General features: G+C 62.8%; 20 protein-coding genes and 1 pseudogene. 16 read left to right on the forward strand and 5 right to left on the reverse strand.

The features are described from left to right. Nucleotides 1–14: 14 nt before the first annotated feature. Nucleotides 15–893 (reverse strand): RNA polymerase factor sigma-32, encoded by an 879-nt coding sequence (locus RMO18_RS00110; protein ID WP_309663201.1) that lies wholly within the window; start codon nucleotides 891–893, stop codon nucleotides 15–17. A gap of 66 nt (nucleotides 894–959) precedes the next feature. Between RMO18_RS00110 and cobU the strand changes: the two genes are divergently transcribed. From cobU to RMO18_RS00130, 4 genes are all read left to right on the forward strand, one after another. Beyond that, entirely contained in the window at nucleotides 960–1,520 is a 561-nt protein-coding gene (cobU, locus tag RMO18_RS00115) for a bifunctional adenosylcobinamide kinase/adenosylcobinamide-phosphate guanylyltransferase (RefSeq protein ID WP_309663202.1), read from the forward strand. Then, on the forward strand, nucleotides 1,517–2,086 hold the full coding sequence (locus RMO18_RS00120; RefSeq protein ID WP_309663203.1) for a histidine phosphatase family protein: 570 nt from the start codon (nucleotides 1,517–1,519) through the stop codon (nucleotides 2,084–2,086). The genes cobU and RMO18_RS00120 overlap by 4 nt, the downstream gene beginning before the upstream one ends. 78 nt (nucleotides 2,087–2,164) lie before the next feature. Next, complete coding sequence (locus RMO18_RS00125; protein ID WP_309663204.1) at nucleotides 2,165–3,037, forward strand: glutathione S-transferase; 873 nt, start codon at nucleotides 2,165–2,167, stop codon at nucleotides 3,035–3,037. A gap of 43 nt (nucleotides 3,038–3,080) precedes the next feature. Beyond that, a complete protein-coding gene (locus RMO18_RS00130) occupies nucleotides 3,081–4,595 on the forward strand; it encodes a YifB family Mg chelatase-like AAA ATPase (RefSeq protein ID WP_309663205.1) in 1,515 nt (504 codons plus the stop codon). Between the two features lie 464 nt (nucleotides 4,596–5,059). On the opposite strand, the gene gshB is transcribed toward RMO18_RS00130, so the two are convergent. From gshB to rsmI, 3 genes are read right to left on the reverse strand one after another with little or no spacing between them, the layout of a single operon-like run. Continuing rightward, nucleotides 5,060–6,004, reverse strand: a complete 945-nt coding sequence (gshB, locus tag RMO18_RS00135; protein WP_309663206.1) for a glutathione synthase — start codon at nucleotides 6,002–6,004, stop codon at nucleotides 5,060–5,062. A 57-nt stretch (nucleotides 6,005–6,061) separates the two neighbouring features. Continuing rightward, nucleotides 6,062–6,415 carry a YraN family protein gene (locus RMO18_RS00140; protein ID WP_309663207.1) on the reverse strand — a complete coding sequence of 118 codons (354 nt, stop codon included), beginning with the start codon at nucleotides 6,413–6,415 and terminating at the stop codon, nucleotides 6,062–6,064. Further along, nucleotides 6,412–7,236: a 16S rRNA (cytidine(1402)-2'-O)-methyltransferase gene (gene rsmI, locus RMO18_RS00145; protein WP_405053985.1), complete on the reverse strand. Its 825-nt coding sequence runs from the start codon at nucleotides 7,234–7,236 to the stop codon at nucleotides 6,412–6,414. The genes RMO18_RS00140 and rsmI overlap by 4 nt, the downstream gene beginning before the upstream one ends. A 136-nt stretch (nucleotides 7,237–7,372) precedes the next feature. On the opposite strand from rsmI, the gene RMO18_RS00150 reads away from it, so the two are divergent. Genes RMO18_RS00150 through murJ form a run of 3 tightly spaced genes read left to right on the forward strand, consistent with a single transcriptional unit; the run spans nucleotide 7,373 to nucleotide 12,880 of the window. Further along, on the forward strand, nucleotides 7,373–8,542 hold the full coding sequence (locus RMO18_RS00150; protein ID WP_309663209.1) for a penicillin-binding protein activator: 1,170 nt from the start codon (nucleotides 7,373–7,375) through the stop codon (nucleotides 8,540–8,542). A 43-nt stretch (nucleotides 8,543–8,585) separates the two neighbouring features. Continuing rightward, on the forward strand, nucleotides 8,586–11,339 hold the full coding sequence (locus tag RMO18_RS00155) for a [protein-PII] uridylyltransferase (RefSeq protein ID WP_309663210.1): 2,754 nt from the start codon (nucleotides 8,586–8,588) through the stop codon (nucleotides 11,337–11,339). Then, a complete protein-coding gene (murJ, locus tag RMO18_RS00160) occupies nucleotides 11,336–12,880 on the forward strand; it encodes a murein biosynthesis integral membrane protein MurJ (protein WP_309663211.1) in 1,545 nt (514 codons plus the stop codon). The genes RMO18_RS00155 and murJ overlap by 4 nt, the downstream gene beginning before the upstream one ends. On the opposite strand, the gene RMO18_RS00165 is transcribed toward murJ, so the two are convergent. Continuing rightward, nucleotides 12,871–13,560: a rhomboid family intramembrane serine protease gene (locus RMO18_RS00165; RefSeq protein WP_309663212.1), complete on the reverse strand. Its 690-nt coding sequence runs from the start codon at nucleotides 13,558–13,560 to the stop codon at nucleotides 12,871–12,873. The two genes, murJ and RMO18_RS00165, sit on opposite strands and share 10 nt — an antisense overlap. A gap of 81 nt (nucleotides 13,561–13,641) precedes the next feature. Here RMO18_RS00165 and trpS point away from each other — a divergent pair, with 81 nt between their 5' ends. The 9 genes and pseudogenes from trpS to RMO18_RS00210 all read left to right on the forward strand — a co-directional run. Further along, nucleotides 13,642–14,709 (forward strand): tryptophan--tRNA ligase, encoded by a 1,068-nt coding sequence (gene trpS, locus RMO18_RS00170; protein ID WP_309663213.1) that lies wholly within the window; start codon nucleotides 13,642–13,644, stop codon nucleotides 14,707–14,709. Continuing rightward, nucleotides 14,706–14,996, forward strand: a complete 291-nt coding sequence (locus RMO18_RS00175) for a hypothetical protein (RefSeq protein ID WP_309663214.1) — start codon at nucleotides 14,706–14,708, stop codon at nucleotides 14,994–14,996. The genes trpS and RMO18_RS00175 overlap by 4 nt, the downstream gene beginning before the upstream one ends. A 614-nt stretch (nucleotides 14,997–15,610) precedes the next feature. Beyond that, nucleotides 15,611–16,114: a YbjN domain-containing protein gene (locus RMO18_RS00180; protein WP_309663215.1), complete on the forward strand. Its 504-nt coding sequence runs from the start codon at nucleotides 15,611–15,613 to the stop codon at nucleotides 16,112–16,114. A gap of 68 nt (nucleotides 16,115–16,182) precedes the next feature. Further along, nucleotides 16,183–16,629, forward strand: a complete 447-nt coding sequence (locus RMO18_RS00185) for a hypothetical protein (RefSeq protein WP_309663216.1) — start codon at nucleotides 16,183–16,185, stop codon at nucleotides 16,627–16,629. Next, nucleotides 16,626–16,838 (forward strand): helix-turn-helix transcriptional regulator, encoded by a 213-nt coding sequence (locus RMO18_RS00190; RefSeq protein ID WP_309663217.1) that lies wholly within the window; start codon nucleotides 16,626–16,628, stop codon nucleotides 16,836–16,838. The genes RMO18_RS00185 and RMO18_RS00190 overlap by 4 nt, the downstream gene beginning before the upstream one ends. Nucleotides 16,839–16,883: 45 nt before the next feature. Continuing rightward, nucleotides 16,884–17,696 (forward strand): pyrroline-5-carboxylate reductase, encoded by an 813-nt coding sequence (proC, locus tag RMO18_RS00195; protein WP_309663218.1) that lies wholly within the window; start codon nucleotides 16,884–16,886, stop codon nucleotides 17,694–17,696. Next, the gene (locus tag RMO18_RS00200; protein WP_309663219.1) at nucleotides 17,693–18,028 is read left to right on the forward strand and encodes a tRNA-binding protein; all 336 of its coding nucleotides are present in this window, start codon (nucleotides 17,693–17,695) and stop codon (nucleotides 18,026–18,028) included. The genes proC and RMO18_RS00200 overlap by 4 nt, the downstream gene beginning before the upstream one ends. After that, nucleotides 18,028–18,978, forward strand: a complete 951-nt coding sequence (locus RMO18_RS00205; RefSeq protein ID WP_309663220.1) for a D-glycerate dehydrogenase — start codon at nucleotides 18,028–18,030, stop codon at nucleotides 18,976–18,978. Before RMO18_RS00200 ends, RMO18_RS00205 begins: the two co-directional genes overlap by 1 nt. A gap of 7 nt (nucleotides 18,979–18,985) precedes the next feature. After that, nucleotides 18,986–19,085: pseudogene (locus RMO18_RS00210) on the forward strand (Type II secretory pathway, pullulanase PulA); the annotation flags it as partial.

Genomic DNA, 19,085 nt, shown 5'->3' on the forward strand with positions numbered 1-19,085 from the left:
CGGTGGCGCCCGGATCAGTGCAGGAAGTGGTGCACTTCGCGGCTTTGCGTCTCAAGGCTGCGGCGCAGCTTGCCGAACGCCGCCGCCTCAAGCTGACGGACCCGCTCTTTCGACAGCCCCAGCTCCACCCCAAGCGATTCGAGCGTGCGCGGCTCTTCGCGCAGCTTGCGTTCCGCCACGATGAAGCGTTCGCGTTTGTTCAGGCCCTGCATCGCCGTGACCAGCCACGTCCGCAGATGCGCCAGATCATGCGTGCCTTCGACCACTTCGGCAGCCTGCACGCCATCATCTTCCAGGGCGTCAATCCATTCGCGCCCGTCATCATCGCTTGATTGCGTGGCGTTCAGCGAATAGTCGGACCCCGACAGCCGCCCCTCCATCATCTCGACATCGGCCATCGACACGCCAACTTCGGTCGCGACCATCTGGCGCAGCTGGTAGCCATCCAGCGTTTCGCCGCGCTGCGCTGCTTCGCGCTCCAGCTTGGCCTGCACCCGTCGCAGATTGAAAAACAGCGCCTTCTGGCTGGAGGTGGACCCGGTCCGCACCATCGACCAGTTGCGCATCACATAGTCCTGAATGCTGGCCTTGATCCACCACACGGCGTAGGTCGAAAACCGCACGCCACGATCGGGGTCAAACTTGTCAGCGGCCTTCATCAGGCCCAGCGACGCCTCTTGAATAAGGTCATTCATCGGCGCGCCATAACGGCGGAACTTTGACGCCATGCTGATCGCCAGCCGCATGTAGGCGGTGATCAAACGATGCAGTGCCTTTTCATCACGCTGGTCGCGCCAGGCATAAGCAAGGCGCAATTCGGTCTCGGCATCCAGCAGTTCCGCCTTCATCGCTTGGCGGGACATCTTTTGGTCATTATATCCATCAAGTGCCATGGTGACCCCCAAATCTGCAATCTCTGCAGGTGCGCATCTTTTACAGTTTTTATACGGAGCATCTGTGTGAACGGATCACCTGCCGCCTCGACTTTCTTCCTGCCGGCACTAGCGCTTGTGATCGGGGGCGCGAGGTCGGGCAAATCCACCTTCGCTGAACGCCTCATCACCGCCACCGCCCGCCCGCGCCGCTACATCGCCACCGCCGAGGCGTGGGATGACGAAATGCGCGACCGCATCACCCGTCATCAGGCCGACCGTGGCCCCGCCTGGACCACCGTCGAAGCGCCCCTTGCCCTCGCCGACGCCCTCTCTGCCGCCCAGCCGGGCGAAGCCGTGCTTGTGGATTGCGCCACCCTTTGGCTGACCAACCATCTGCTTGCCGACCACGACCTTGATGCCGAAACCATCGCCTTGTGCGCAGCCCTTGCCACTTGCCGCGCACCCGTTGTCATCGTCACCAACGAAGTTGGCTGGGGCATAGTTCCCGACAATGCCTTGTCGCGCAGCTTCCGTGATGCGCAGGGCCGCCTGAACCAGAGGCTTGCCGCCGAAGCGGGCCTTGTCGTCACCGTCGTTGCGGGCCTGCCCCTCGTGCTCAAAGGTGCGCTGGAGGGGCTTTCTTGACCCGCTTCTGGTGGGTGCGTCATGGCCCGACGCATACCAACGCCTTCGCCGGCTGGCGTGATATTCCGGCCGATCTGTCCGACACCGCCGCCCTTGCCCGGTTGAACGCATACCTGCCCGCACATGCGCCGGTGATTTCCTCTGACCTCGTCCGCGCCACAGCCACCGCCGACGCGCTGTGCCACGGCCGCCCCCGCCTGCCGCACGATCCCGCCCTGCGCGAGTTTCACTTTGGCGACTGGGACGGTCTTGGCTTTGCCGAGGTGTCAGATCGCTGGCCGGACCTAAGCCGCCAGTATTGGGAAGAACCGGGCCACGTCACGCCCCCCGGCGGCGAAAGCTGGCATGAGGCCGCGGCAAGGGTCGCGGCTGCAGTCACCCGCCTCCCCGCCCATCCCGACATAATCATCGTCGCCCATTTTGGCGTGATCCTGACGCAATATCAACGCTCTGCGGGCCTCACCCCGTATCAGGCGCTGGGTCAACGGATCGACAACCTCTCGGTCACCTGCCTTGCCCATGACGGCAACGACTGGACTGCCGCCAGCGTCAATCACCTTCCGTGATGGCCTGCCCCACAAATCTTTGCTTTCCGATCCATCTGCATGTCGTTCATATGCGGGCACACCGAAAGGACAGCATAAATGACCTATGACCTCGTGATCGGCGACCGCGCCTATTCCAGTTGGTCCCTGCGCGGCTGGCTTCTTTTTGACGCGTTCGGCATTCCGGTGAAAACCCACAGCGCTCGCCTTTACACAGACGAGCTGGCCACTGTCCTCAAGGATTATTTCCCCGCCCGCACCGCCCCCACCATGCGCACCCCGGACGGCACCGTCGTCCCCGAAACCATCGCCATCGCCGAGGAACTGGCCTCCCGCCACCCCGACGCAGGCCTGTGGCCCGCCGACCCGCACGCCCGCGCCACCGCCCGGGTTCTGGCCGCCGAAATGCACGCGGGCTTTACCGCGCTGCGCAGCCACTGCCCGATGAACCTGCGCGCCAGCTACACCGACTGCCAGCCGACCGAGGCCGTTCTGGCCGATCTCGCCCGCCTCGAAACCCTTTGGTCCTGGGCGCGCCAAACGACAAAATCCACCACCCCCTGGCTCTGCGGTGCCTATTCCGCCGCCGACGTGTTCTTCGCCCCGGTCGCGGGGCGCATCGCCGGCTACAACCTGCCCGTCGGCCCCGATGCGGCGATGTATGTCGCAGCGCATCTGTCGCACCCCTCGTTCCGCCGCTGGCGGGCGATGGGCATGATCGACGGTGCCGATCAAGACTTCTACCGCCGCGATTACCCCCGCCGCGACTGGCCCGGCCCGGTCCGCCTGCCCGCCCGCGCGATCCCCGGAACCGACACTGAAAATGCCGCCTGCCCCTATTCCGGCAAGCCTGTCACCCACGCGTTGGAGCTCTATGGCCGCCGCTTCGGCTTTTGCAACGCCGTCTGCCGCGACAAGACCGTGGCCGATGCCGATGCCTGGCCGAAGTTCATGGCTCTTTACCACTCGTAAACCATTCCGCCCTACCCGTTAACCAAGCTTAACGGGGGCAGGAATGATCGCACGGGCCTACACGGTGGCCTTCGAAGGGGTCGAGGCGCGCATTGTCGAAGTGCAATGCGCGCTGTCGGCTGGTGTGCCCGCCTTCAACCTCGTGGGCCTGCCCGACAAGGCAGTGTCCGAGGCCAAGGAACGCGTCCGCGCCGCCCTGCAATCGATGTCGATCGCCCTGCCGTCCAAGCGCATCACCGTCAACCTCTCGCCTGCCGACCTGCCCAAGGAAGGCTCACACTTCGACCTGCCAATTGCCCTGGCCCTGCTCGCCGCCCTCGACATCATCCCGAAAGACGAGGTCGAGGGCGTGGTGGCCTTGGGCGAATTGTCCCTCGACGGCCGCCTCGTGCCCGTGATCGGCGCGCTGCCCGCAGCGATGGCTGCAGCACTGGACGACCGCGCGCTCCTTTGCCCCAAGGCTTGCGGGGCCGAGGCTGCATGGGTCGGCGCAACGCAAGTTCTCGCCGCCGCCTCGCTGGAAGAGGTGGTGCGCCATTACAGCGGCCAATCCCCGCTGACACCAGCCGAAGCGGGCGAAGTGCTGCCCCCGGATTTCAGCCGTGATTTCAGCGAGGTAAAGGGTCAGGAACGCGCCAAACGCGCCTTGGAAATTGCCGCCGCCGGCCGCCATCATGCCCTGCTGATCGGCACGCCGGGGTCTGGCAAATCCATGCTGGCCGCGCGCCTGCCCAGCATCCTGCCGCCGCTTTCGGCCACCGAGGCACTGGAGACCTCGATGATCCATTCCCTTGCGGGCTTGCTCAGCGAAGGCGGCATCTCGCGCCAGCGCCCGTTCCGCGAACCGCACCACACTGCCTCGATGGCCGCCATTGTCGGCGGTGGCAAAGGCGCTAAACCGGGCGAGATCAGCCTTGCCCATAACGGCGTCCTCTTCCTCGACGAATTCCCGGAATTTCCCCGCGCCGTCCTCGAAACCCTGCGCCAACCGATTGAAACCGGCACCGTCATGGTGGCCCGCGCCAATGCCCACATCCGCTATCCCTGCCGGTTCCTCCTGATCGCCGCTGCAAACCCCTGCAAATGCGGCTACCTGTCCGATCCGGCCCGCGCCTGCGCCCGCGTGCCATTGTGTGGCGAAGATTACCTTGGCCGCATTTCCGGCCCCTTGATGGACCGTTTCGATCTGCGGGTCGAAGTCCCACCCGTGGCCTATTCCGACCTCGACCTGCCCGCAAACGGCGAATCTTCCGCCATCGTGGCCGCCCGAGTTGCCACTGCCCGCGCCGTACAGACCAATCGCTTCGCCGATCACCCCGACGCCCGGGTCAACGCCGATCTGGAAGGCGCGCTGCTCGAGGAGGTGGCCACCCCCGATGCCGAAGGCAAGGCCCTGATCGCCCGCGTCGCCGAACGCTTCGGCCTGTCGGCGCGGGGCTATCACCGGGTGCTGCGCGTGGCCCGCACCATCGCCGATCTGGCGGGTTCAGATCAGGTCCGCCAGCCGCACGTGGCCGAAGCGGTCAGCTTCCGCCTTGCCGTAGGGGTGAAAGGCTAGCACCCCGCTGCAAGGTAGGGTGCCAAGCCATGTCTTCAGAACATGTAGGACACCGCGCGTCCGTGTCCGTCGATGAACGGGCCGGTTGGTTCAGAGCTGTTGTTGAACACTCCAAAGCCAACGCCGAAGTAAGCCACAACTTCTGCGGCGGTTGACTATGAGGCGCACCCGGAAGGACCGCTGCAGATCAGAAATGTTTCGCGTCTTCTCCTGACTTCCCCGGTTGCACATCCGAAGACTTGCCTGAGATCAACCACCAAGCATGCCACGCTGCAGATACGCTCTTACGTGGATCTCCAGCCCGTCAGGGTTTGAAGGTGAGCGGACAGACCGCGGTCCCGCGGCACCCGGGCAGCATCAGCCAAAAATCGGCGCAGGCAGGGGCATAAACCTTAACAGTTTCCTAAAGTGAAAATCTAACCCATTGATTCTATTGATACGCGAAGGCTGTCCACGCGTGGACATCACCCCCGCCGCTTCGCCTCGATCACTTCCCAGATCCGCGCCGCAGCATTGGTCCCGTCGAACCTTTCCAGCTCCTGCAACCCGGTGGGCGAGGTCACGTTTATCTCGGTCAGCCAGTCCCCGATCACGTCGATCCCCACGAAAACCTGCCCCTTCTCGCGCAGCACCGGCCCGATCCGCGCGCAAATCTCCAGATCCCGCGCGGTCAGCCCCACCTTCTCCGGCCGCCCCCCCGCGTGCATGTTCGACCGGGTCTCCCCGTCCTGCGGCACCCGGTTGATCGCCCCGACCGGCTCGCCATCCACCAGGATCACCCGCTTGTCCCCTTTGGAAACGGCGGGCAGGAATTTCTGCACGATCAGCGGCTCCCGGTTCATCCCCATGAACATCTCATGTAAGGACGACAGGTTGCGATCGTTCGGGTCCAGCCGGAACACCCCCGCCCCGCCATTGCCGTACAGCGGCTTGAGAATGATATCCCCGTGGCGCGCTTTGAACGCCCGGATCGTCGCCAGATCGCGGGCAATCGCGGTGGGCGGCGTCAGGTCGGGAAAGCGAAGCACCAGCAGCTTCTCGGGGCTGTTGCGCACCCAGAAGGGGTCATTCACCACCAGGGTCTTCGGGTGGATCATCTCCAGCAGATGCGTGGTGGTGATGTAACCCATGTCGAACGGCGGATCCTGCCGCAGCCAGACTACGTCATAGTCCCCCAGATCTACCTCGATCTCCGCGCCGTAGGTCACGTGATTGCCCACTTCACGGCGCAGCTCGATCGGCCAGCCGCGCGCCATGACCCGGCCTTCGACAAACGCAAGCCGGTCGGGCGTGTAGAAAAACAGCGAATGCCCCCGCGCCTGCGCCTCAAGGGCAATCCGAAACGTGCTGTCGGCGTTGATGTTGACCGACCCGATCGGGTCCATCTGCAGGGCAACTTTCAAAGACATCGCTTTCTCCGCGTAGTTTGGACGCCTTTGATGGCCCAACCCGGCGGCAGATGCAATTCAGCCGGCGAAGGCATTCTCGATGATTTCGATCCGGCCGGTGCCATCGACCAGCGCCAGATCAATCCGGATGTCGGTGAGTTGCCCCTTCGGCTCGCCAGCCAGAAACTCGGTCGCGGTGTCGCAAATGCGGGCAATCTGGCCGACCGACAAATGTGCGGCGGCCCACTGATGGGTCTTACTGCTTTTGACCTCGATGAAAATCACCTCGTCGCCGCGCCGACCAATCAGGTCAATCTCGCCGCGAGTGCCGCGCCAACGGCGAGCGCAAATCTCGATCCCGATCCGCGCATAGTGGCGCACCACCTGATCCTCGGCGGCAAGCCCCGCGTGGTAGGAGGTAAGCCCGCTCATTCCCGCTGCCGTTTCAGGGCAAGCTGATAGACCTCGCGCCGGGGCAGGCCAAAGGCTTCGGCGACCAGTGCCGACGCGTCCTTCATGGTCATCCCTTCCATTGCTTTGCCCAACGCCGCCTCCAGTGCCCCTGCCTCTGCGGGGGCTTCTTTCGCCCGGTCCACCAGCACCACGATCTCGCCCTTTGGCGAGCGGGTCGAAAATGCTTCGGCCAGATCAGCCAGACACCCGCGCGTCGTTTCTTCGAACTTCTTGGTCATTTCACGGCAAACGACGGCCTCGCGTGCGCCCCCCAAGCATTCCGCCAGATCTTCTAACAAACTGTGAACGCGTTTGGGACTTTCGTAAAAGATCAGTGTTGCTTGCACCGGTTTCAACTCGGCCAGAAAGGCGTGTCGGGCGGAACGGGTGGTCGGAGGAAAGCCCGCAAACAGGAAACGGTCCGACGGCAAGCCCGAGACGGTCAGCGCGCAGATCGCGGCACACGGCCCAGGTGCAGCCAGTATCGGCAGCCCTTCCGCCACGACCGCACGCGCCAGCACAAAGCCGGGGTCCGATATCAGCGGCGTGCCCGCCTCGGAGGCATAGGCAACCGACTTGCCTTCGCGCAGCGCCGCCAGCAGGCGGGCGAGGACGGCGTCACCGCTGTGTTCGTGATATGAAATCACCTGTCGCGTGCCCAAGGCCACGCCATGAATCTCCATCAGGTGCCGCAGAGTGCGCGTGTCTTCAGCCACCAGCAGATCCGCGCCCGCCAGAACATCCAACGCACGCAGAGTGATATCCCGCGCGGCACCAATGGGCGTCGACACGAAGTGCAGCCCCGGCGAAACAGGGCGGAGGGCTGGCTGATCACCGCCAGAAGCTGTCCAATTGGGCTGCCTCACAAGTTTACTTCCCTTCCCGAACCAACTAACTTGGCCCGTGTTGCCGTGTCTCTGTAAGTGAGGAAGTACTATGTTGTCCGCAATTCATCGGGCCCGCAAGTCGCTGGCTGGCTTTGCTCTTGTGTTGATTGCGATGATGCTTTCGGCGTGTGTGCCCTCACGCGGGCCGGTCAGCGAGCCGGGCAGCGGCGGCTCGGTGCAGGTGGCGCTGCTGATCCCGTCGGGCTCAGGCTCGGCCACAGATGAGGTTTTCGGGCAAAACCTTGAAAACGCAGCCCGCTTAGCAATGGCCGATTTGTCGGGTGTCACCATTGATTTGCGGGTCTACAAGACCGGCGGCAGCCCTGCGGCGGCCCGTGCAATGGCAATTCAGGCTGTCGACGAGGGGGCAAAGATCATCCTCGGCCCGTTTTATTCCGAAGAGGCAAACGCGGCTGGTGCAGCGGTGGCGCCGCGCGGGGTGAACGTACTTGCCTTTTCGAACAACGCGGCCATCGCCGGTGGCAATGTCTTCGTGCTGGGCCAAACCTTTGAGAACACCGCGCGTCGGTTGGCGACCTATGCGGTGCGCAACGGCAAGAACAAGGTTCTCATCGTTCACGACCAGAACCTGGCCGGCAACGTTGGCCGCACCGCGATTGAAGGTGGAATTGCAGCGGCAGGGGGAAGCGTTGTTGGCGTAACCTCTTATGAATTCTCGCAAAACGGCATTGCGCAGACTGCGGCAGGGATTGTGCAGAAGGCGCAGTCTTCGGGTGCCAACGCCGTATTCCTGACGGCGGATACGGTTGGGGCATTGCCTTTGGTCACGCAACTGCTGGCCGAAAACGGGCTGAGCCGGACATCGGCGCAACTCATCGGCCTGACCCGCTGGGATGTTCCGGCAGCAACGCTTTCGCTGCCGGGAGTGCAGGGGGGCTGGTTCGCGATGCCTGATCCGGGTCTCTCCAGCCAGTTCCAGGCCAGATACCAGGCCGCATACGGGTCGCCGCCAGTGCAGGTGGCAGGCCTTGCCTATGACGGCATTGCGGCCATCGGCGCGTTGGTGCGACAGGGCAAGGCCGATGCGCTGACCCAAGCCGAGCTGACGCAGGGTGCAGGTTTTGTGGGCGTTTCGGGCATCTTCCGCTTCCTTCCGAATGGCACCAACGAACGAGGCTTGGCCGTGGCGCAGATCAGCAACAATCAGGTTGTGGTGATTGACCCAAGCCCCCGCAGCTTTTCCGGTGCCGGGTTCTGACGGCGCGCGGGCCATTTAACCCACCACAGGGGTCAGAGCGAGAATGACGCTTCAATCCGGGCTGCCCCTTGCCCAATTCGACATCATTGTCGATCCGGTTGCACTGACCCAAGCGATCACGGCTGACCTGACCGTAGGACAAGAGCCACGGTCAGCGCGCGCCATTGCCGTCCGCCATCTGACCGAAGCACGCGCGCAGGCCAATGAGCGTCTCGCCCAGACGTTCCTTGAGCGCCCGAAGAACTCGCGCAGCTTGATTACGGCGCAGGCGCAGCTGACCGACGGGTTGGTGAAAGCCGCAATGGCGATCGCTTACCGTCTGCACCCGCTTGCCAACCCGACCGAATCCGAGCGGATCGCCGTGCTGGGGGTGGGCGGCTACGGGCGGGCTGAAATGGCACCGCATTCCGATGTCGATCTGGTGTTTCTGACGCCGTGGAAGATCACACCCTGGGCGGAAAGCGTGATCGAAAGCATGCTTTACATGCTGTGGGATCTGAAGCTGAAGGTGGGCCATTCAAGCCGCACAGTGAAGGATTGCATCCGCCTTGGGCGCGAGGACATCACCATCCGGACTGCCCTTCTGGAGTACCGTTTCATCACCGGGCATGAACCTCTGGCAGTGGAACTTGGCGACCGGCTGTGGTCAGATCTGTTTCGCAATTCGGGACCGGAGTTCATTGAGGCCAAGCTTGCGGAACGCGCCGAACGGCACAAGCGGCAAGGCGGTCAACGCTATGTGCTGGAACCCAACGTCAAGGAGGGCAAGGGCGGTCTGCGCGATTTGCAGACCTTGTACTGGATTGGCAAATACCTGCACCGCGTGCCCTCTGCCGAGGGGCTGGTTGGGGCCGGGCTGCTGAGCCGCGAAGAGTATGACACCTTCACCCGAGCCGAAGACTTTCTCTGGGCAGTGCGCTGTCATCTGCACTACATCACCGGGCGTGCTAGCGATGTGCTGACGTTTGATGTGCAGGTCGAAGTGGCCGCTCGCATGGGCTATCGCGACGCGGCGGGGCGGCGCGCTGTGGAATACTTCATGCAGGACTACTTCCGTCAGGCCACCCGGGTTGGCGAGTTGACACGCATCTTCCTGACCGAGCTTGAGGCCCGTCACGCCAAGCGCGAGGCATCGCTCTTTGGTATCTTCAAGCGCACCAAGCGTGTGAGGCCGGAATACAAGCTGGTTCAAGGGCGAATTGACGTCATCGATCCCGCTGCCTTTCTTGCGGACAAGCTGAATCTGCTACGGGTGTTCGAAGAGGCGCTGCGGACGGGATATCTGTTGCACCCCAACATCATGCGGCTGATCGCGGGCAACCTGACCCTGATCGACGATGACATGCGCGCCGATCCTGAGGCAGTCGGGACTTTCCTCGACCTGTTGCTGTTGCATGGCAACCCGGAACGGGCGCTGCGAAGGATGAACGAATTGGGCGTGCTGGGGGCCTTCATCCCGGAGTTCGAAGCCATTGTCGCGATGATGCAGTTCAACGTCTATCACCACTACACGGTGGACGAGCATATCATCCAGACGATCTCGATCCTTGCCCAGATCGAACGCGGCGAGCTGGTCGAGGAACTGCCTGTCGCCTCAGGCATCCTGAAAGATGGGGTGAACCGCAGGGTGATCTATGTGGCGCTGCTTTTGCACGACATCGGCAAGGGGCGGCCCGAAGATCATTCGATCCTGGGCGCGCAGATCGCGCGGCGGATCTGCCCGCGACTGGGCCTGAACGCTGAAGAAAGCGAAACGGTGGAATGGCTGGTGCGGTATCACCTGCTGATGTCTGACATGGCGCAAAAACGCGATATCGGCGATCCGCGCACGGTGCGCGACTTTGCCAAGGCGGTGAAAACGCGCAAGCGGCTGGATCTGCTGACCGTGCTGACGGTATGCGACATTCGCGGCGTGGGCCCCGGCACATGGAACAACTGGAAGGCCATGCTGCTGCGGCAGCTGTACAAACAGACGGCAGATGCGCTGGAAGGCGGGCTTGAAACGGTGAACCGCGAAAACCGCAAGGACGAAGCCCAGCTCGCCCTGCGCCAACAGTTGGTGACGTGGGACAAAGCCGCGCTCGACCATGAAACATCCCGCCATTACGCGCCCTACTGGCAAGGATTGTCCACCGATACCCATGCCGTCTTTGCCAGCCTTCTTCTTGGGCTTGGCGATGACGAGATCCGCATCGACCTGCATCCGGACCCCGACCGTGATGCCACCCGCGCCTGCTTTGCGCTGGCCGATCACCCTGGCATCTTTTCGCGTCTTGCGGGGGCGCTGGCGCTGGTTGGGGCCAACGTGGTCGACGCGCGCACCTATACCTCGAAAGATGGCTATGCGACGGCGGTGTTCTGGGTGCAGGACATCGAGGGCAAGCCCTATGAGGTCAGCCGCCTGCCCCGTCTGCGCGGCATGATCGACAAGACGTTGCGCGGCGAGGTTCTGGCCCGCGAGGCATTGAAGGACCGCGACAAGATCAAAAAGCGCGACCGCGAGTTCCGCTTTCCAACCCATATCGCCTTTGACAATGAAGGGTCCGAAATCTACACGATCATCGAAGTTGACACCCGCGATCGTCCCGGCCTGCTGTATGACCTGACCCGCACGCTGGCCAATAACAACATCTACATCGCTTCAGCCGTGATCGCGACATATGGGGCGCAGGTGGTGGATACGTTCTACGTGAAAGACATGTTTGGCCTGAAACTGCACGCCAAGCCAAAGCAGGAAGCGCTGGATCGCAAGCTGCGGCAGGCGATTGCCGAAGGCGCCGAAAGGGCCAACACATGAGCGGCCAACGCCGGATGATCCGCAGCATTGTTACCCTTGGCGGCTGGACGCTGGTTTCGCGCGGGGCAGGCCTGGTGCGCGAATTGATGATGGCGGCGTATCTTGGTGCGGGCCCCGTGGCCGATGCCTTTAACGTGGCATTTTCGCTGCCAAACATGTTCCGCCGCTTTTTTGCCGAGGGTGCCTTCAATCAGGCCTTTGTGCCGCTCTATTCCAAGAAGCTTCAGTCAGGAACGGGCGCGGAGGAGTTTGCGCAAAATGCCTTCTCTGGCCTGACCATCTTTCTTGTTTTCGTCAGCATCCTGGGCACCGTCGCCATGCCGCTTCTGGTCTGGGCGATGGCCGCAGGCTTTGTGGGCGACGGCCGCTTTGACATGGCGGTGGATTTCGGCCGGATCACCTTTTGCTATATCGGCTTTATCTCGCTGTTCGCGCTTTTGTCAGGCATCCTGAACGCGCATGGCCATTTTGCCGAGGCGGGCGCTGTGCCGGTCTTGATGAACCTTGTCTTCATCGCAGCGATGGTGCTGGCGCATCAGCAGGGCTGGGACATAGGGACGACGCTTGCCTGGACGACGCCGATCACCGGCATCGCGCAGCTTGGCTGGACGCTTTACGCAGCGCGGCGGATCGGCTTTATCCCCCGACTGCGGCTACCCCGCCTCACCCCGGATTTCCGGCGGATGATGGTCAACATGGGGCCTGTCCTTCTGGTTGGCGGCGTGTTGCAGATAAACCTGCTGGTCTCGCGCCAGGTCGCTTCGGGGACCGAGGGAGCGATCTCTTGGCTGGTATATGCAGACCGGCTGTATCAGCTGCCGCTTGGAGTGGTGGCGATCGCTGTTGGCACCGTTCTGCTGCCCGAGCTTTCGCGCAGGCTTCAGGCCGGGGATGCAATAGGCGGGCGCGAGGCTTTCAACCGTGGCACCGAATTTGCCTTGCTGCTGACCCTGCCTGCCGCGGTGGCGCTAGTGCTGATCGCGCTTCCGATCACCGAGGTGCTTTATCAGCGCGGTGCGTTCGGGGTGGAGGACACGGCTGCCACCGCCCTTGCACTGGCGATCTACGGCTTGGGCCTGCCTGCGTTCGTGCTGCAAAAGGCCCTGCAACCGCTGTTCTATGCCCGCGAAGACACACGCAGACCGTTACGCTATGCGGTCTGGTCGCTGGCACTGAACGCGACATTGGCCTTCAGTCTCATGCCCTTGATCGGCTTTTCCGCAGCGGCCTGGGCCACCACGCTGTCAGCCTGGGTGATGGTCGCGCAGCTTTGGTGGGGAGCGCGGGCGATGGGCGAAGAAGCGCGTTTCGATGCCCGCTTTCTGTCACGCCTTTGGCGCATCGCGCTGGCATCAGCCCTGATGGGTGCCGCGCTGTGGGTGGGCTGGAGTTTGCTGCAACCGATGCTCGAGCTGCGCGCCTATCGGATCTTCGGGCTATTCCTGCTGATCTTTCTTGGCATTGCCAGCTATGCGGTGGCGGCGGTCGGTCTGCGCGCCGTCCGGCCTGCCGAATTGAAGGCGATGATACGTCAGCGCTGACGGATCATGGCGACCACGCGCCCGAACCCGCCGGGGCTGACCACGAATGACAACAGGAACCCTGCGGCAAACCCGGCGATATCGGCGACCCAATCCCACGAGCTGCCAAACAGCACCCCGAACAAAAGCTGCACCAGAAGCAGCATTCCGATCAGCGAAAAGGCGCGGTAACGGGTTGTCCCGGTTCCCGCCAGCCGCACCCACAGCAGGAAGGTGAAGGCCCCGATCAACCCATAGACGGACGGATAGGCCCCCATCAGTTGCGCGCGAAGGCCGGGCACCAGGAAACCATAGGCCAAGGCACCCGCGATTGCCGCCCCCAGTACCACCACCAGCACCGCCCACCAACGAAAGATTTCGCCCACCATTTTGCCTAGTGCCAGCACCATCACAATCGCAAACAAGGCGTGGGTGAACGTGCCGTGGATCAGAGGATAGCTGATCAGCCGGATCAGCCCGTCTGGCGAATACGTTCCGGTTTCCACCATATAGCGCATCAGCTCGGGGAAGAAGGCAAACCGCTCCACCGCTTGGATGCGCCAACCTATGGCTTGCGGACCGCCGATGATGCCGCGATCGGCAAGGCTCAGCACCAGCTCCATCGCCAGCATCGGCAGCACCATCAGCCAAACGATCGGGGGCAGCGGGTTCAGCGGCGCGGCATTGTGATCTTGGTCCATTTTCCCTCCGGTGCGGGCAATTGACGCCCGTTGCCCCTTCGATTACGCGGGTTCCAGCGGTTATTCCAGACGGAGCGTCACATGCCAGCGTCACAGTCCTCGCCAGACCATTTGGCCGGCCAAACGCAACCTGTTTTCAAGCCCCGAATCTTTTCGGGCATTCAGCCGTCTGGCGGATTGACCCTTGGCAACTACCTTGGCGCGTTGAAGCGTTTTGTGGAAAAGCAGGACGAGGGGATCGAGACGGTCTATTGCCTCGTCGACCTGCACGCGATCACTGTCTGGCAAGACCCCGCCAAACTGCGCCAGCAAACGCGCGAGGCGGCCGCAGGCTTCATCGCTGCCGGGATCGACCCGGCGCGGTCCATCTTGTTCAACCAAAGCCAGGTTTCGGCCCATGCCGAACTGGGCTGGATCTTTAACTGCGTCGCCCGCATGGGCTGGATGAGCCGAATGACGCAATTCAAAGACAAGGCTGGCAAGAATTCGGAAAACGTGTCGTTGGGGCTGTTTGCCTACCCCTCGCTGATGGCGGCTGACATTCTGGTTTATCAGGCCACGATGGTGCCAGTGGGTGAAGACCAGAAACAGCATTTGGAGCTTGCCCGGGACATCGCGATGAAGTTCAACAACGACTTCGGGGTGAACTTCTTTCCCATCGTTGAACCAATCATCGAGGGCGCCGCCACGCGCGTCATGTCCTTGCGTGACGGCACGATGAAGATGTCGAAGTCCGACCCGTCGGATCAATCGCGGATCAACCTGACCGATGATGCCGACACCATTTCCAAAAAGATCCGCAAGGCCAAGACCGATGCCGAGCCTTTGCCTGACACTGTTGAAGCGCTGCGCGACCGGCCGGAAGCGCGCAATCTGGTGAACATCTATGCTGCCCTTGCCGGACACACGCCCGCACAGGTGATTGCCGACTACGCTGGCGCCCAGTTCGGCACCTTCAAACCGGCGCTGGCCGATCTTGCGGTGGCCAAGCTTTCACCGATCACCAGCGAAATGTCGCGCCTTATGAAAGACCCCGGCGAGATAGACCGCATCCTAGGTGAAGGCGCTGACCGCGCCGATGCCATAGCACGGCCCATCCTTGATCAGGTGCATGACATCACTGGCATGATCCGCTCCCGGGGCAGATGAGCGGGCTTTACCGCCTTCTCCTCGTTTTCCTGATGCTCGGCTCGGCGGGCCTGACGTACCGGTCCGCCGCCACCATCGCAACCATTCGCGTTCCTACCCTGTTGGTCGAAAGAACCGCCGAAGGGATTGCAGCGCCAACCGACAGGATGATCGCGGACGAATCCGCCCGCGAACCTCCGTTCACGCTGCTATCCAGCCGTCTGGCCGAAGGTGCGCGCAACAGGATTGCCCTGCACGCCCCTGCCGCGCCCTGTGGAGAACCCTGCATTCCGTTGTCCACCAGTTAAGCCGGGGCGTGCGATAAGGATTCCGGCTGTTTCACGCCTCGCTTCGGGTGTCAGATACGGTGGCCGAATTGACGACGGGGCTGGTCGCGGGCTTTGGCGCGGCCGCGGCGAACCTGATCCAGACCATCACTTTTTGCGGCCTGCGTTCGCGCCCCGTATTCGCGCCGCCGCGGCCAAGGCGTCAGCCGAGGCCCTCGCATGTCATACTCCCGATTCCAAACCCAGCTACGACTCATGTTGTCCGGACGGGCTGGTCTGTCCCCATCCCTGTAACCTCATCGGGTCTGTCCCCTGTGCCCTGAGGTCCCCGCCCGACATGCCCTCGTGCGCCCCCCGCACGGGGGCTTTTTTTGCCCGCGGCTACGGCTTTGCAACCAGCGCGCGTACCAGCCACCCGCAAGACACCTGCTTTTGCCAAGCCATTGACTCTCCTGCGACTCCAAATGCGTTTTTCGACTTCTCCACAGGAGAATTTGGAAGAAATAGCTTTACAGGCTTTCGCTTTGCCCACACCATATCTAGTAAGGGCAGTGTCGGGCAAACGCTGAACCTTGCCAGACACCCAGCTTCTAGTGGGTCGCGGCCCTCCAGAAGCTTCATAATGAGGCCGGGCAATGTCGCTTTCCGAAGATTTCTCGTCGATGGATGACCTTCACCCAATCGACATCGTCGAAACGCTGGCCGAGCACCATGCTTGGGAATTTGACCGCGTGACCGACGACCAGATCGCCATGGCGGTCGAGGGGCAATGGCGGACCTATTCGCTGACCCTCGCATGGTCGCCGCAGGATGAGACGCTGCGCCTGATCTGCACCTTCGAAATGGAGCCGCCGGAAGACAAGCTCTCCGAGCTGTATGACGTGTTGAACCGCTGCAACGACATGGTCTGGACCGGCGCTTTCACCTATTGGCTGGAGCAAAAGCTGATGGTCTGGCGCTATGGCCTGCTGCTTTCGGGCGGGCAGATCGCGGGGCCTGAACAGATCGACCGGCTGATCGCCAGCGCGGTGATGGCAGCGGAGCGCTTTTACCCGGCGTTCCAGATGGTTGCATGGGGCGGCAACACCCCGGCGCAGGCGATGAACGTCGCCATTGCCGAGGCTTACGGACGCGCGTGATGTAAAGTACCCTTGACTCAGCTGTCGCTCCCCCCCTACGTAAAGGATACTTTACATTGGAGGACGACATGACATCTTTTGCCACGTTCCAGTTGCGCGGTGCCGGGGCGATTGCTCTTGCCTACGCGGTTTTCGTCGTTGTGATGACCGACGGCCTTTCGCTGGGACAGCACTCGGCTGTCAAGCTTGCGGCTCTGGTTGTCGGGCTTGTGATTGCGGTCGGCATCACCTTTGCGCTGCTTTGGGCGCGCCAGATGTATCAAGACGGCAGACGAACGGTAGCAGATGAGCGTGAGGAACAGATCGAGGCCGTGGCCGAACGCGTCGGCTATCGCGTGCTGGACAGCGCGGCCTTTCTGCTGGTGCTGCTGGCTTTGACCGATGCGGCATGGAACTGGCTTGGCAGTTTTGCGCTGACCCGAACGGAAGGACTGATCTTCGCCCTTGTCACTGTTTCGGCCAGCGCCGCCACAAGCCGCTTCCTTGCCGGGTACATTGCGGCCCGCCGGCGATGATCCGCAACATCCTGCGCCCGACTCGCGAAGCACGGGGCCTCACTCAAGCGGATCTGGCGCAGGCGCTTGGTGTCTCGCGCCAGACGGTGATCTCGCTGGAGCAGGGGCGCTATCTGCCCTCGCTTGAGCTGGCAATCCGGTTGGCGCGCCACTTCGCCGTTCCGGTAGAGCAGTTGTTTCTGCTGGACATCACGCCAGATGGCGATTGATGGCACGCGGCACTACGCCTAACTTGCATTAAAACGGAGCTGTCGATGGCGTTGGAAGCTGTAGCCCGCCAGGGCTTGATTCTCTTGGGATGCGGCAAGATGGGGACGGCGCTGCTGACCGGGTGGCTGGCCGCCGGTGTGCCGCCCGCCTCGATCTGGGTGATCGAACCAAACCCCAGCGACTGGTTGCAGGCCACCGGCGTGCATCTGAACGAAACCCTGCCGCCAAAGCCTGCCGTCGCGCTCGTGGCCGTAAAGCCGCAGATGATGGGCACGGCCCTGCCCGCGCTCCAGGCTCTTGGCAATGGCGGCACGCTTTTCATCTCCATCGCAGCAGGCACCACGATGGCCACCTTCGAGCATGCCCTCGGGGCTGACACGCCCATTGTCCGCACCATGCCGAACACGCCCGCCATGGTCGGGCGCGGCATCACCGCGCTCTGCGGGAATGCCAGCGCCAGCGCCACAGACATGGCAATGGCGCGCGCGCTGATGGCGGCGGTGGGCGAGGTGGTGGATCTTGACGGCGAACACCTGATGGATGCGGTGACCGCCGTCTCCGGTTCCGGCCCCGCATATGTGTTCCACCTGATCGAAACCCTGGCCGCGGCGGGCGAGGCCGAAGGCTTGCCCCCCGCCACCGCCATGCAACTAGCCCGCGCCACCGTCTGCGGAGCGGGGGAGCTGGCCTACCAATCGCCTGAAACTGCAGCACAACTTCGGATCAATGTCACCTCGCCGGGGGGTACGACGGCGGCGGCGCTGGCCGTGCTGATGGACGAGGCGACCGGCTTTCCAGCCCTTCTTAAACGGGCAGTAAAAGCTGCAGCCGACCGCGGGCGGGAGTTGGGCAAATGAGCATCACCTATGCCAATTTCGAGGCCGTCGACATCCGCGTCGGCCGGATTACCCGCGTCGAACCGTTCCCCGAAGCGCGCACGCCGGCCTACAAGCTTTGGGTCGATTTCGGGCCGCAGATCGGTGAAAAGCGGTCCTCCGCGCAGATCACCGTGCATTACCGGCCTGAGGAATTGATTGGCCGACAAGTGTTGGCGGTGGTGAACTTCCCCCCGCGCCAGATTGGCCCGGTGATGTCCGAGGTGCTTGTCCTCGGGCTGCCAGACGATGATGGTGCAGTTGTCCTGATCGGCCCCAGCCACGATGTGCCCCTTGGCGGAAAGATGTTCTGATGAAGCGACTTCTGATCACCCGACAGTTGCCTGACCGTGTGCTTGCCGCAGCGCGCGCGCGTTTTGACGTGACGCTGCGCAACGACACTGCCCCGCTGAGGGCAGCCGAGTTGCGCGCGGCGTTGCGGGACTATGACGCGGTGCTGCCAACCTTGGGTGACCGCTTTCAACCTGATGTTTTTGCTGATGTTCCTGCACCCCGCGCGAAGATTCTGGCGAACTTTGGGGTCGGTTACAACCACATCGATGTCGATGCGGCGCGGGCGGCGGGGGTGATGGTGACCAACACGCCCGGTGCCGTTACCGATGCCACGGCTGACATTGCGCTGACGCTGATTCTGATGACCGCACGGCGCGCGGGCGAGGGTGAGCGTCTGCTGCGGGCGAGAAAATGGCACGGCTGGGGTCCGACGCAGATGCTGGGCGCCCATGTTTCGGGCAAGACGGTGGGCATCATCGGCATGGGACGGATCGGCAAGGCGATTGCACGACGGTGTCACTATGGCTTTGGAATGTCAGTGATTTTCTTCAACCGTTCGGCCGTGGCTGACCCCGGGCTTCCGGCGCGTCAGGTTGCGATGGACGAGGCGATGGCGGCTGACTTTGTGGTGGTCGCGGTTCCTGGTGGCAAGGCGACCTATCATCTGATGAATGCCGCTGCCTTCGCCGCGATGAAACCGGGCGGCATTTTCGTGAACATCTCGCGCGGGGATGTGGTGGATGAGGCAGCACTGATCGCCGTGCTGCAGGCGGGCGGGATCGCTGGCGCCGGGCTGGATGTCTATGAGTTTGAGCCTTCGGTTCCGCCCGAATTCCTGACGATGGAGAATGTCACCCTGCTGCCCCATCTGGGCACAGCGGCGCTGGAAGTGCGTGAAAACATGGGGTTAATGGCCGTCGACAACCTGATCGCGCAGTTGGAAGGGCGCGATCCGCCGAACCGGGTGTGAGGACGGAATGATCGTGTCGCGGGGGCGGGGATTTCTGTTCGTCCACATCCCCAAGACCGGGGGCACCGCGTTCACGCTGGCCTATGAGGCGCGGGCGTTGAAGGACG

Source organism: Tabrizicola sp. (assembly GCF_031377265.1).
Taxonomy (GTDB): Bacteria; Pseudomonadota; Alphaproteobacteria; order Rhodobacterales; family Rhodobacteraceae; genus JAUYQR01.